This is a genomic window from Micromonospora sp. BL1, assembly GCF_003667485.1.
GTDB classification, from domain to species: Bacteria; Actinomycetota; Actinomycetes; order Mycobacteriales; family Micromonosporaceae; genus Micromonospora; species Micromonospora tulbaghiae.
The window spans coordinates 46,380-57,487 of the sequence record NZ_RCVK01000205.1 but is presented as its reverse complement, the minus strand read 5'-3'; the positions used below and the strand labels follow the sequence as shown (position 1 = coordinate 57,487).

Annotated in this window: 15 protein-coding genes; 8 read left to right on the top strand and 7 right to left on the bottom strand. The window is 73.3% G+C overall.

The genetic code is table 11. The features are described from left to right. Window positions 1–435: 435 nt before the first annotated feature. Window positions 436–1,425, top strand: a complete 990-nt coding sequence (locus EAD96_RS11115; RefSeq protein ID WP_199733135.1) for an RNA polymerase sigma factor RpoD/SigA — start codon at window positions 436–438, stop codon at window positions 1,423–1,425. Between the two features lie 72 nt (window positions 1,426–1,497). Here EAD96_RS11115 and EAD96_RS11110 read toward each other — a convergent pair whose 3' ends face one another. After that, on the bottom strand, window positions 1,498–2,463 hold the full coding sequence (locus tag EAD96_RS11110) for a C40 family peptidase (RefSeq protein WP_121684197.1): 966 nt from the start codon (window positions 2,461–2,463) through the stop codon (window positions 1,498–1,500). A gap of 415 nt (window positions 2,464–2,878) precedes the next feature. Between EAD96_RS11110 and EAD96_RS11105 the strand changes: the two genes are divergently transcribed. After that, a complete protein-coding gene (locus EAD96_RS11105) occupies window positions 2,879–3,397 on the top strand; it encodes a DUF6232 family protein (protein WP_120573493.1) in 519 nt (172 codons plus the stop codon). A gap of 7 nt (window positions 3,398–3,404) precedes the next feature. Here EAD96_RS11105 and EAD96_RS11100 read toward each other — a convergent pair whose 3' ends face one another. Together EAD96_RS11100 and EAD96_RS11095 are read right to left on the bottom strand one after the other, a co-directional pair. Then, window positions 3,405–3,734: a DUF3817 domain-containing protein gene (locus tag EAD96_RS11100; protein WP_120573494.1), complete on the bottom strand. Its 330-nt coding sequence runs from the start codon at window positions 3,732–3,734 to the stop codon at window positions 3,405–3,407. Window positions 3,735–3,759: 25 nt separating this feature from the next. Beyond that, the gene (locus EAD96_RS11095; RefSeq protein ID WP_120573495.1) at window positions 3,760–4,182 is read right to left on the bottom strand and encodes a hypothetical protein; all 423 of its coding nucleotides are present in this window, start codon (window positions 4,180–4,182) and stop codon (window positions 3,760–3,762) included. Window positions 4,183–4,306: 124 nt separating this feature from the next. Here EAD96_RS11095 and EAD96_RS11090 point away from each other — a divergent pair, with 124 nt between their 5' ends. Genes EAD96_RS11090 through EAD96_RS11080 form a run of 3 tightly spaced genes read left to right on the top strand, consistent with a single transcriptional unit; the run spans window position 4,307 to window position 5,497 of the window. After that, window positions 4,307–4,606 carry a DUF6158 family protein gene (locus EAD96_RS11090; protein ID WP_047890574.1) on the top strand — a complete coding sequence of 100 codons (300 nt, stop codon included), beginning with the start codon at window positions 4,307–4,309 and terminating at the stop codon, window positions 4,604–4,606. Next, a complete protein-coding gene (locus tag EAD96_RS11085) occupies window positions 4,606–4,923 on the top strand; it encodes a hypothetical protein (RefSeq protein WP_120573496.1) in 318 nt (105 codons plus the stop codon). Before EAD96_RS11090 ends, EAD96_RS11085 begins: the two co-directional genes overlap by 1 nt. 34 nt (window positions 4,924–4,957) lie before the next feature. Then, a complete protein-coding gene (locus EAD96_RS11080) occupies window positions 4,958–5,497 on the top strand; it encodes a DUF1360 domain-containing protein (RefSeq protein ID WP_120573497.1) in 540 nt (179 codons plus the stop codon). Window positions 5,498–5,557: 60 nt separating this feature from the next. Here the strand turns inward: EAD96_RS11080 and EAD96_RS11075 are convergent, their stop codons facing one another. The 3 genes from EAD96_RS11075 to EAD96_RS11065 are packed head-to-tail and all read right to left on the bottom strand — an operon-like array spanning window position 5,558 to window position 7,166. Further along, on the bottom strand, window positions 5,558–5,767 hold the full coding sequence (locus EAD96_RS11075; RefSeq protein ID WP_030502248.1) for a hypothetical protein: 210 nt from the start codon (window positions 5,765–5,767) through the stop codon (window positions 5,558–5,560). Between the two features lie 27 nt (window positions 5,768–5,794). Further along, the gene (locus EAD96_RS11070) at window positions 5,795–6,019 is read right to left on the bottom strand and encodes a hypothetical protein (RefSeq protein ID WP_013288143.1); all 225 of its coding nucleotides are present in this window, start codon (window positions 6,017–6,019) and stop codon (window positions 5,795–5,797) included. A gap of 49 nt (window positions 6,020–6,068) precedes the next feature. Continuing rightward, window positions 6,069–7,166, bottom strand: coding sequence for a 3-deoxy-7-phosphoheptulonate synthase (locus tag EAD96_RS11065; protein ID WP_121684196.1), 1,098 nt, complete (start codon window positions 7,164–7,166; stop codon window positions 6,069–6,071). 254 nt (window positions 7,167–7,420) lie between these two features. Here EAD96_RS11065 and EAD96_RS11060 point away from each other — a divergent pair, with 254 nt between their 5' ends. Then, a complete protein-coding gene (locus tag EAD96_RS11060) occupies window positions 7,421–7,642 on the top strand; it encodes a hypothetical protein (protein ID WP_114921124.1) in 222 nt (73 codons plus the stop codon). On the opposite strand, the gene EAD96_RS11055 is transcribed toward EAD96_RS11060, so the two are convergent. After that, window positions 7,617–8,330, bottom strand: coding sequence for a phosphodiesterase (locus tag EAD96_RS11055; RefSeq protein WP_121684195.1), 714 nt, complete (start codon window positions 8,328–8,330; stop codon window positions 7,617–7,619). The genes EAD96_RS11060 and EAD96_RS11055 overlap by 26 nt on opposite strands. An 85-nt stretch (window positions 8,331–8,415) precedes the next feature. On the opposite strand from EAD96_RS11055, the gene EAD96_RS11050 reads away from it, so the two are divergent. Further along, window positions 8,416–9,705, top strand: coding sequence for a pitrilysin family protein (locus EAD96_RS11050; RefSeq protein ID WP_121684194.1), 1,290 nt, complete (start codon window positions 8,416–8,418; stop codon window positions 9,703–9,705). Further along, the gene (locus EAD96_RS11045) at window positions 9,705–11,048 is read left to right on the top strand and encodes a pitrilysin family protein (protein WP_013475426.1); all 1,344 of its coding nucleotides are present in this window, start codon (window positions 9,705–9,707) and stop codon (window positions 11,046–11,048) included. The genes EAD96_RS11050 and EAD96_RS11045 overlap by 1 nt, the downstream gene beginning before the upstream one ends. Window positions 11,049–11,108 lie beyond the last annotated feature (60 nt).

Here is an 11,108-nt window from a genome sequence, read left to right as displayed (position 1 = left end):
TGCTCAAGGATTACCCTCCGCCTCGTTGAACTATCCGTGCGGGAGGGGGACGACTCCTCCCGCACGGATTGTTCAACGAGGCGGAGGGTAATCCTTGAGCATGGCTGAACCGACCGGTCCCCAGGCGCGTATCTCGCAGTGACCAGGATCGCAACGACTCGGTGACGCGGCTCGCTGTGTTCATGGAACAGGCAATGGTGCCATTCCATGGGCGAACGGCGATTTCGCAGCTCCGGTGCGCGCCGAAATCGGCGCCCGCGAGCCGCCCGAACCGGGCCGGTAACAGGAAACATGGACCGGGCTCTCAGCTACTACTCAGGCATTCGTGACAGTTTCGACTCACGACATGGAATCCCCGACGCGTCGCATCTGTTGTGTAGGTGTCAGCACCTACGGGCACAGCGGAGGTTACGGGGAGGGCTGATGAACGTGGGGATGGCAAGGAACCGGGCAACCGGCGCTAGCGAGGGGACCGTGGCAATCGTGGACAAGAACATCGGCATGCGTACCGACGAGGTCGCCGAGGAGCGGGACCTGGTCGGCGTCTACCTGCACGAGATCTCCCGGACGCCGCTGCTCGACGCCGCCCGGGAGGTCGACCTCTCCAAGGCGATCGAGGCGGGCCTCTACGCCGAGCACCTGCTCGACGAGGATCGGATCCCCGACGGCGTCGACCGGGAGGACCTGGAGCGGCTGGTCGTCGAGGGTGAGCGCGCGAAGGACCTGTTCATCCGCGCGAACCTGCGGCTGGTCGTGTCGATCGCCCGGCGCTACGTGCGCTCCGGGATGCCCATGCTGGACCTGATCCAGGAGGGCAACACCGGCCTGGTCCGGGCGGTCGAGAAGTTCGACTACGAGCGGGGCTTCAAGTTCTCCACCTACGCGACCTGGTGGATCCGCCAGGCGATCAGCCGGGCGATCGCCCAGCAGGAGCGGACCGTACGGCTGCCCGTGCACCTGGTCGAGGACGTCAACCGGATGCGCAACGTGGCCCGGCAGCTCACCCGTGAGCTGGGCGGCGACCCGGAGCCGGAGCAGATCGCGGCCGCGCTCGGCGTGACCGTCGAGCGGGTCAACGAGCTGGTCCGCTGGTCGCAGGACACCGTCTCGCTGGACACCCCGGTGGGCGACGACGGCGACACCAACCTCGGCGACCTGGTCGCCGACAGCGACGCGCCGTCGCCGGAGGAGATCGTGCTCACCGGCCTGGAGCGGCAGCGGATCGAGGGTCTGCTCAACCACCTCGACGACCGTTCCGCCGGCATCATGCGGGCCCGGTACGGCCTGGAGGACGGGCGGGAGCACTCGCTGACCGAGGTCGCGTCGCGGTTCTCGCTGTCCCGCGAGCGCATCCGCCAGCTGGAGATCCAGGCACTGGGCCGGCTGCGTGAGCTGGCTCGCGCGGAAGGGCTCCAGGCGGCCTGACCTGGTAACAATGAACGGCGAACGGCCGGCGTCCGACAGGGGGACGCCGGCCGTTCGCCGTCTTCGCGGTGCTCAGACCCGGCCGTAGCCGGCGATCGACATGATGTTCATGCCGCGCTTGCTGACGTTGCGCCCGGCGCTGGGCGCGTCGATGATCTGGCCGTTGCCGACGTAGAGCGCCACGTGCCCGAGCCCGGAGTAGAACACCAGGTCACCGGGTTGCAGCTCGCTACGGCTGATCCGGGTGGTGGCGCTCCACTGCCGGGCCGCGCTGTGCGGCAGCGACTTGCCGACCGTCCGCCACGCCGCAAGCGTCAGGCCGGAGCAGTCGTAGCTGCCGGGGCCGTCCTGGCCGTAGCCGTAGGGCTTGCCGACGGCGCCGTAGGCGAACCGCACCACAGTGCCGGCGTCACCGGAGACGGCCGGCGGCTTGCCCGCCGAACTGGGGTTGCCGGGCGCCTCGTTGGCCCGCCCGTACGCCTTGCGCCGCATCTCGTAGAGGTCGGACAGGTCCGCCTCGATCCGCGTCTTCGCGGACTTGAGCTGCTTGGCCTGCGCCGCCTCCCGGGCGAGCGTGACGTCCAGCGCGGTCTTCTGGTCGATCAGCCGCTGCTGGTCGGCCGTGAAGCTGTTGATGGTGCGCTGCCGCTGGCGGGTTAGCTGGTCGAGCGTGCCCAGCCGCTCCGGCAGCGTGGCCTGGCCGCCCGGGTCCAGCAGGGCCGCCGCGGTGCGCATGCCGCCGGTCTTGTACGCCGTCGCGGCCAGCACGCCCACGTCGGCGCGGCTGCGTTCGGCCTGTTCCTGCAGCGGCCCGATCCGGGCCTCCAACTTGGCCGCGGTGGCCTTGTTGGCCTTGATGTCCTCGTTGAGCTTGTTGTAGGACTCGACGATTCGCTCCAGCTCAGTCGAGGACTTCTCGATCTGCTTCGTCAGCTCGGCGGGTGTGGGCTCGGCCCGGGCCACCTGCGCCGGGGCGAGCAGTGCGGCCGAGAGGCCGGCCACCGCCAGCGAGCGGAGCAGCATCCGTAAGGACGACAAGAGCGGAAAGCTCCTCTCCCACCGGTCGCCGGGCGCGTTCGCGACCCGGCGACACCGGCCCGGGGCCGTCCGGGTGGGCGGCTGTCGACCGGGCCGACCTGGACAACCTAACCCGTGATCGCAGTAGCCGGGAGTTCAAGCAGGGGCGAAAGTTGGCAAAGTGGCGGAAAGTGATGAGGGGGATCCGGTGGGTGGATGAGGCGACTCGCCCGATTCGTCGTTCTGGACGGATGTCGCCAGGCAACGCCAGGCGAAGTCATGACAAAGACGGAAATCGTTCTCTGTTTCCGGCGGGCAGGGCCGGGCCGGTCAACCCTGCGACAGCCGAAACCCCGAGGTCAGGTGGCGCGAGGCCAACACAATGGAGCCCGGACGGGAAATCCCACCACGGGATCCCTGCTCCCGGGAGGCCGCCGTGCAGACCGACCGCTCCGCCACCCAGCCGCCCCGCTCGCCGCGACCGGCCGGACCCAGGCTGCTCTACGCCCGGCCCGGCATCGTCGTCACCGCCGAGCGCTTCACCGTCGGCCGCAACACCTGGCCGGTTGCCGAGATCACCCAGCTCCGGACCGACCGTGGACCGCACGACCGGCTCGCGATCCGGGCCGTCGCCGTGTCCGCCGCGATGATCGCCGCGGTCGGCCTGCTGCTCGGCTTCACCGGCGGCCTGCACCGGCTCACCGCCGGGGCGTACCTCATGCTCGGCGCGGTCGGGGTGGTGCCGCTGCTGCTCGTGCTGATCGGCGACCGCGTGCGGCCCCCGGCGCACGAGCTGTGGGGACGGGTGCGGGGCACCGAGGTGCTGCTGTTCAGCAGCGACGACGAGCGGCAGTTCGGCCAGGTCGCCCGCGCGCTGGCGCGGGCCCGCGAGGCGGCGCGCCTGGGCGGCTGGGCCGACCCGCCGGCGGCCGAGCCGTGGCGGCCGGCCCGGTGAGCGGCGGTCAGCCCGCGACCGGCTCCGGCGTACGCTGGCGGCTCTCGGCGGCCACCCAGTGGCTCACCCGCCGCTCGGCGTAGAACGAGACGAACGGCACGGTGCCGGCGAGCATCACCAGCAGCATCCGCTTCAGCGGCCAGTTCGCCCGGCGCGACAGGTCGAACGTGAGCGCCAGATAGAGCATGTACAGCCAGCCGTGCGCCACGCCGACCACGCCCACCACGCTCGGGTTGTCGAAGCCGTACTTCAGCGGCATGCCGATCAGGACCAGCACCACGAGCGCCACGCCCACGATCCAGGCGATCACGCGGTACCGGGTAAAGGCTCCGCCCACCGTCGTCCGTCCTTCCGCACCGGCCTCAGCCGGGATAGTCGCCGGGCCGGGCGCCCGGATTGGCGTTCAACCAGGATAGGTAGCGGTTGTACGCGGCCAGCTCGGCGTCGTCCGCCCCGTCGGCCGGCGCGGCCGGCACCCGCACGACGCGCACCGGCCGGCGTACCGCAGGGGTGCCGGCGGTCACCGACGGCGCGGGACCGGCCGACGGCGCGGTGTCCTCCGCCGGCGCCGGGTCGGCGGCGCGCAGCGTCTGGCGGACCTCACGCCACCAGACGAAGACCACGAAGGCGGCGAAGACCGGCCACTCGATCGCGTAACCGAAGCTGATCGCGTTCCCCCCGGCGGCGCGGGTGACCTGCCACCAGCCCATGCCGAGGCAACCCGCCACCAGCACGACCATGGCCACGTGGCGGACGATCCACGCCGGTGTCCAGAGCCGTTCCATGCCCACGAGAGTACCGGGGCCGCCGGGGCGTCTCCGACACGGCGTCGTAGGACGGGCGGGGTTTGGTGGCACGCGCGCTGGGCATCCGAACAGGTGCCAACCCGAACGAGACGAGGGGGCGACGATGACCGAATCGGTACGCCGGGACGCGAGCCCGGAACAGCGGGTCGCGGAATGGGACGGCGACCACGCCCGCACCGTCGACGCCGACGGCGAGCAGCTCGGGGTGGACCCCACGGAGCTGGGCGACGAGGACCTGATCCGGGAGATGCAGAGCCTGCACCGCACCCGGCTGGACACGCTGCGGCACGCCACCGACTCGGCGCTCGCCAACCACCTGCGGCGCACCGCCGAACTGGAGACGGAGTACCTGGCCCGGCACCCCGGCCGGGAGGTCGACCCGAGCCGGCTGCGGGACGCCTGATGGCCAGCCACGCCGAGCGCGGCATGTCCGCGCCGCCGGAGGTGGTGTTCAACACCGCGACCGACCCGGACCGCTCGTCGGCCTGGCTGCCCGAGCGACTGCGCAGCTCCGGCGCCTGCCGGGTGGAGGTCGTCGACGCCGACGACATGCGGGCCCGGTGGAGCGCCGCGGACTGGTCCGCCGAGATCGACGTGGAGCCGGCCGACGCGGGCGGCGCGCGGGTGCGGCTGGACCTGGCCGGGCCGGACCACGACCTGGCCGACGAGATCCTGGCCAACCTCGACCGCGAGGTGGCCGACAACCTGACCGCCGGCTGAGCCCGGCCCGCACGACGAGCACGAGGAGGCCGGGTTGACCGGGAGTGGCCTGAAGCAGAAGGTGGCGCGCCTGCGCCAGGCGTACGCGCCGCACGAGCATCGGCCGCTGGAGGGCTACCTGAAGGCGATGGGCACGTACGCCGGTGTGACAGCCGCGCTCGTGGGCCTGGTCCGGGCGACCGGCCGGCCGGTGCCCGAGCGGCCCACGCCCGCGGACGTGGTGCTGCTCTCGATCGCCACGCACAAGCTCAGCCGGCTGCTGTCCAAGGACGCGATCACCAGCCCGCTGCGCGCGCCGTTCACCCGCTACGACCACCCGATCGGCAGCGGCGAGGTGATGGAGCAGGTCCGCGACGAGGGCAGCCCGACCCGGCACGCGCTCGGCGAGCTGGTGAGCTGCCCGTTCTGCCTGGCGGTCTGGGTGGCCACCGGGCTCACCGGTGGCCTGGTGCTGGCGCCCCGGCTGACCCGGCTGGTCGCCACCGCGCTGACCGCCGTGGCCGCCTCCGACTTCCTCCAGATGGGGTACGCGGTCGCCCAGCAGGCGGCCGAGGGCGGACGCCACGAGTCGTGACCCGTGGACACGGAAAGGGGGCCGGCGCGAGCCGGCCCCCTTTCCCGTGTCTCCCACCCGTCAGGTGGGGGTGGTGCCGTGGTCCTCGCCGGCCCAGCCGCGCGACGCCTCCGGCTCCCGCTCGTCCTCGTCCTCCCCGGTGACGACGTCCCGGTCCACAGCGGTGCGGTCGTGCTCGTTGGCGAAGTCCGGCTCCGGCAGCGTGTCGACGCCCTCCGGGGGCTGGCCGAGCGCCGCCAGGTGCTCGTGGTCGGGGTTGCGGTCGGTCATGTCGCGTCCTCTCGGTCTTCCGGGGGCTCAGGCGACCGTGCCGCCCAGCAGATCGGCCGCCTCGTCCGCCGCGTACTCGCCCTGGGGGAGCGCGGCGATCCGGGTGAGCAGCTCCGCGGGGAGTTCGGCGGCCACCGCCCGGCGGTAGATGTCCGCCTGGGTGATCCGCTCCTGGCCGTGGTAGATGTCGTCGAGCAGGTCGTCGAGCGGCCTGGTGTCGGGCTGCTCGGTCACGGGCGCGTCATCGGTCACGCCGACCACCTACCCGGCACCGAACCGGTCAAACTCGCCCCAACCCCGCTCAGGCCGGTGCCGGGAGCGTGGCCCGGCGGGCCCGGACGGCCTGGGCCAGGTGCTCCAGCACCTCGGCGGTGCTGTCCCAGCCGATGCAGGCGTCGGTGACCGACTGGCCGTACGCCAGCTCCCGGGTCGGGTCCAGGTCCTGCCGGCCGGGCACCAGGAAGCTCTCCAGCATGATGCCGACGATGCCGCGCTGACCGGCCGCGAGCTGCGCGGCCACGTCTGCGGCGACCAGCGGCTGGTTGCGGTGGTCCTTGCCGCTGTTGGCGTGGCTGGCGTCGACCACCACCCGCTCCGGCAGGCCCGCCGCCCGCAGCAGCTCCAGCGCCCCGGCCACCGACTCCGCGTCGTAGTTGGGCCGGCCGCCCCCGCCGCGCAGCACCAGGTGCCCGTCCGCGTTGCCCCGGGTGTGCATGATCGCCGGGGTGCCCGAGACGTCGATGCCGGGGAAGACGTGCGGCACCCCGGCGGCCCGGATCGCGTCCACGGCGGTGGCGATGCTGCCGTCCGGGCGGTTCTTCATGCCGATCGGCATGGACAGCCCGGAGGCGAGCTGCCGGTGCACCTGGCTCTCCACCGTCCGCGCGCCGATCGCGCCCCAGGCCACCGTGTCGGCGATGTACTGCGGGGTGATCGGGTCGAGGAACTCGCAGCCCACCGGCAGGCCCAGCCGCAGCACGTCGAGCAGGAGCGCCCGCGCGGTACGCAGGCCCGTGTTCACGTCGCCGGAGCCGTCCAGCGCCGGGTCGTTGATCAGGCCCTTCCAGCCCACCGTCGAGCGCGGCTTCTCGAAGTAGACACGCATCACCACGAGCAGGTCGTCGGCGACCCGGGCGGCGGCCTCGCGCAGCCGGCCCGCGTACTCCAGGGCGGCGGCCGGGTCGTGCACGGAGCAGGGGCCGACGACGACGAGCAACCGGTCGTCGGCGCGGTCCAGCACCCGGCCGACGGCACGCCGGCCCGCCACGACGGCCTCGGCCAGCGGGGTGTCGAGCGGCAGGTGGTGGTGCAGCAGGGCCGGGGTGGTCAGCGGCACCACACGGTCGATGCGCTGGTCGATGACCCGATGGGCGTCCTGGGACGTGGTCACGGTGGGGATTCCTTCCGCCGACCGTGCCCCCGTGCCGGGTCCGGGGGATCGAGCCGGCTGCTCGCATACGAAAGGGCAGGGAAAAGAATCCCTGCCCGGCCGGCTCGAAGAGGTGGTGACGTCAGCTCATGGTCGAGTCACCGGCTCCTCCAGCCGGCTGCCTAAACCATCGATACGACCGCGTCACGTCGGCCAGCGTACCCGACACGGGCCGGAATTCCCGCTGTCGTTCCGAAGTGCGGAACGCGGGGTATGTGATCGCCATGACCACGAGCCACGACCCCAGTGACCAGGAACGGATCGAGTCCCGAGCACATCTGCTGCCGGAGGAGGCGGCGGCGGGCAGCGACGACGCGCAGGCGCAGGCCGACGCGATCCTCGCCGAGTCCGACATCCGCGAGGCGGACCAGAACGCCGCCCCCGACACGGTGCTGGAGCACCGCACCTCCGAGCAGACCGTCACCCCCGTCGAGCCGCCCGACTGAGCGCGGCGCCCCGGGCCCGGCGGGAACCCCGGTAACTGTCGTCCCGCAGCCGGGCCAGCGGGCCGGTCAGGCGCAACCCCGGCGGCACGTTGCCGATCGGATCGAACGCGAGCGCGGCGTCCTCGGCGGCGCCGCGCTCGTCGTCGAGGCGTACCTCGCCGAACGGCCGCCACCGGCCCACCGCCGAGGCCACGGCCAGCACCAGCCGGGGCTCGTCGGCGGCGACCGCCGCGCCCGCCTCGGCCAGGCCGCGACCCAGGTCGGGTGACTCCGGGTCGGCCAGCACGGCCAGGAACAGCCGCCGTCCGCCGGCCCGGAACGGCATGATCGACGTGTACGTCCCGGTGAAGCGCCGCCGGGGCAGCGGCAGGTTCCGCAGCACCGGCGCGGCGCCGCTGGAGCTCCACAGCAGGTCCACCGGCGGCTCCGGGTCGCGGTGCAGCCGTACCGCCACGCCCAGCACGTCCGGCCAGCCGCCCGGCGTCGGCACGCCCTTGGACAGGCGGATCGTGGCCGGCCACCGGCCCGGTAGGTCGAGCAGCGGCACACCGGTCGGCGGTCCCGGCGTACCCCAGACCCGGGTCTCGCCGGCGAACGTGCGCCCGGCCGGGTGCAGCAGCCGGGCGTGCCGGAGCCGGGCCAGCGCGGCGGCGGCGCGCTCGACGGCGGAGGGTGTGGTGGCGGCCATGCCCGCACGGGTACCCCGGCGCGCGGCGACGATGCTCCGGCGCGCGTGTCACCTTTCCGCCTCCGAGATCGGATAGCGTCGTCCCATGCCCGACAGCGGTTTCCCCTGGCCGATCGAGACGACCCGACTGGACAACGGCCTGCGCGTGGTGGTGAGCGAGGACCGCACCGCCCCGGCCGTGGCGGTCAACCTCTGGTACGACGTGGGCTCACGCCACGAGCCGGCGGGACAGACCGGCTTCGCCCACCTCTTCGAACACCTCATGTTCGAGGGCTCGGTGAACGTGGCGAAGACCGAGCACATGAAGCTGATCCAGGGCGCGGGCGGCTCGCTCAACGCGACCACCAACCCGGACCGGACCAACTACTTCGAGACGGTCCCGGCCGAGCACCTGGAACTGGCGCTCTGGCTGGAGGCCGACCGGATGGGTGGTCTGGTGCCGGCGCTGACCCAGGAGACGCTGGACAACCAGCGCGAGGTGGTGAAGAACGAGCGGCGGCAGCGCTACGAGAACGTGCCGTACGGCGACGCGTGGCTGCGCCTGCTGCCGCTGCTCTACCCGCCCGGCCACCCGTACCACCACGCGACGATCGGGTCGATGGCCGACCTGAACGCCGCCGACCTGGCCACCTTCCAGGAGTTCCACAGCACCTACTACGCGCCGAACAACGCCGTCCTCACCGTCGTCGGCGACACCACCGCCGCCGAGGTGTTCGCGCTCGCCGACAAGTACTTCGGCGGCCTCGCCGCGCGCGCCGAGATCCCGGCCGCGCCGGACGGCCGCACGGTGCCGGCCACCGGCCGCCCGGCGGTGGAGACGGTCACCGCCGACGTGCCCGCCCCCCGCGTCTACGTCGCGCACCGCACCCACCCGTTCGGCACCCAGGGGTACGACGTGACGACGGTGCTGGGCACCGTGCTCGGCAGCGGCCGGGGCAGCCGCCTCTACCAGCGGCTCGCCGACGGTGAGCGGATCGCCCAGCCGGACCTGGTCGGCGCGTACGGGGTGGACCTGGCGCACGCGCCCGCCCCGCTGATCGCCACCGCCACGGCCCGCCCCGGGGTGAGCGCCGAGCGGCTGCGCGACGGGCTGGCCGAGGTGGTCGACGAGCTGGCCACAGTGCCGGTGACCGCCGCCGAGCTGGACCGCGCCAAGGCGCTGCTGAGCACCATGTGGTGGCGGCAGATGTCCACTGTCGACGGGCGGGCCGACACGCTCGGCCGGTACGCCACCCAGTTCGGCGACCCGGCCCGCGCGGCCGACCGGTTGCCGGCCTGGCTCGCGGTGACCGCGGAGCAGATCGCCGAGCAGGCCGCCGAGCTGCTCGGCGCCGCCGACCGGGTGATCCTGACCTACCTGCCCGAGGAGAACTGATGTCGCTGATCGCCACCCGTCCCGGCCCCGGCGCCGCCCGCGCCTACCGGTTCCCGCAGGTGGTCCGGCGTACGGCGGCCGGCGGCCAGGTGGTCGCCGCGCACCTGCCCGGGCAGAACCTCGCCGTCGCGCTGCTGCTGCTCGACGGCGGCGCGGGCCGGGAGCCGGTCGGCAAGGAGGGGCTCGGCGCGGTGCTGGCCAAGGCGCTGGAGGAGGGCACCGCGCAGCGGGACGCCACCGCGTACGCGCTGGCCATCGAGGCGCTCGGCACCGAGCTGGCGACCGGGCTCGACTGGGACTCGTTCCAGGTGAGCGTGCAGGTGCCGGTGGACCGGCTGACCGCCGCCGTGGAGCTGCTGGCCGAGGCGGTCCGTACGCCCCGGCTCGACCCGGCCGACGTGCTGCGCGTACGCGACGACGAGGCCACCGCGCTGCGGATGGACTGGGCCAACCCCGGCCCGCGTGCCGACGCGGTGCTGCGGGCCGAGCTGTTCGGCGCGCAGCACCGGTGGGGCCGCCCGCTCTACGGCGACCCGGACAGCGTGGCCGCGCTGGAGGTGGACGACGTCACCGTCTTCCACTCCGAGTGGTTCATCCGCCCCGGCACGCTCGTCGTCGCCGGTGACCTGGAGCGGATCGACCTGGACGCGCTCGCCGCGACGGCGTTCGCCGGCGCCGGCGGCGGCCCGGTGGAACGCGGCGGCCCGATCGACGTGCCGCTGGCCGGGCAGCGGCGGATCATCCTGGTCGACCGGCCCGGCTCGGTGCAGTCCACGCTGCGGCTCGGCCATCCGTCCCCGCACCGCGCCCACCCCGACCACGTGCCGATGACGCTCGCCGGCACCGTGCTCGGCGGCGCGTTCACGTCCCGGCTCAACCATCTGATCCGTGAGGTGCGCGGCTACACGTACGGGATCCGGGGCGACTTCGCCTCGTCCCGGCGGTTCGGCCGCTTCGCGGTCAGCTCCGGCGTGCAGACCGCGGTGACCGCGCCGGCGCTCGTCGAGTCGGTGGGCGAGATCTCGCGTACCCAGCTCACCGGCGTCAGCGAGGACGAGCTGGAGGTGGCGCGTTCCTGGCGGGCCGGGCAGCTCTCGGTCGAGTTGCAGAGCCCCCGGGCCATCGCCGCGGCCCTGAGCACGCTGGTCGTGCACGACCTGCCGGACGACTACCACGCGCGGCTGCGGGAGCAACTGCTCGCGGCGACAGTCGAGGACGTCTCCGCCGCGGCCGCGACCTACCTGCACCCCGAGTCGCTGACGATGGTGATCGAGGGGGACGCGGCGGTCATCCGGGACGAGCTGGTCGCCAGCGGTCTCGGCGAGGTGGTCGACCACACGTGACCGGACGGGGCGGCGGGCCTGTGATTCCCGTCGCCCCGCATCCGCGCGGTGGGAAACGTT

What these genes read in the sequence shown, in the direction of transcription:
- EAD96_RS11115 (WP_199733135.1), top strand. Translation starts at nt 436, where the DNA reads ATGGCAAGGAACCGGGCAACCGGCGCTAGCGAGGGGACCGTGGCAATC.
- EAD96_RS11095 (WP_120573495.1), bottom strand. Translation starts at nt 4,182, where the DNA reads ATGGAACGGCTCTGGACACCGGCGTGGATCGTCCGCCACGTGGCCATG.
- EAD96_RS11090 (WP_047890574.1), top strand. Translation starts at nt 4,307, where the DNA reads ATGACCGAATCGGTACGCCGGGACGCGAGCCCGGAACAGCGGGTCGCG.
- EAD96_RS11085 (WP_120573496.1), top strand. Translation starts at nt 4,606, where the DNA reads ATGGCCAGCCACGCCGAGCGCGGCATGTCCGCGCCGCCGGAGGTGGTG.
- EAD96_RS11075 (WP_030502248.1), bottom strand. Translation starts at nt 5,767, where the DNA reads ATGACCGACCGCAACCCCGACCACGAGCACCTGGCGGCGCTCGGCCAG.
- EAD96_RS11060 (WP_114921124.1), top strand. Translation starts at nt 7,421, where the DNA reads ATGACCACGAGCCACGACCCCAGTGACCAGGAACGGATCGAGTCCCGA.
- EAD96_RS11055 (WP_121684195.1), bottom strand. Translation starts at nt 8,330, where the DNA reads ATGGCCGCCACCACACCCTCCGCCGTCGAGCGCGCCGCCGCCGCGCTG.
- EAD96_RS11050 (WP_121684194.1), top strand. Translation starts at nt 8,416, where the DNA reads ATGCCCGACAGCGGTTTCCCCTGGCCGATCGAGACGACCCGACTGGAC.
- EAD96_RS11045 (WP_013475426.1), top strand. Translation starts at nt 9,705, where the DNA reads ATGTCGCTGATCGCCACCCGTCCCGGCCCCGGCGCCGCCCGCGCCTAC.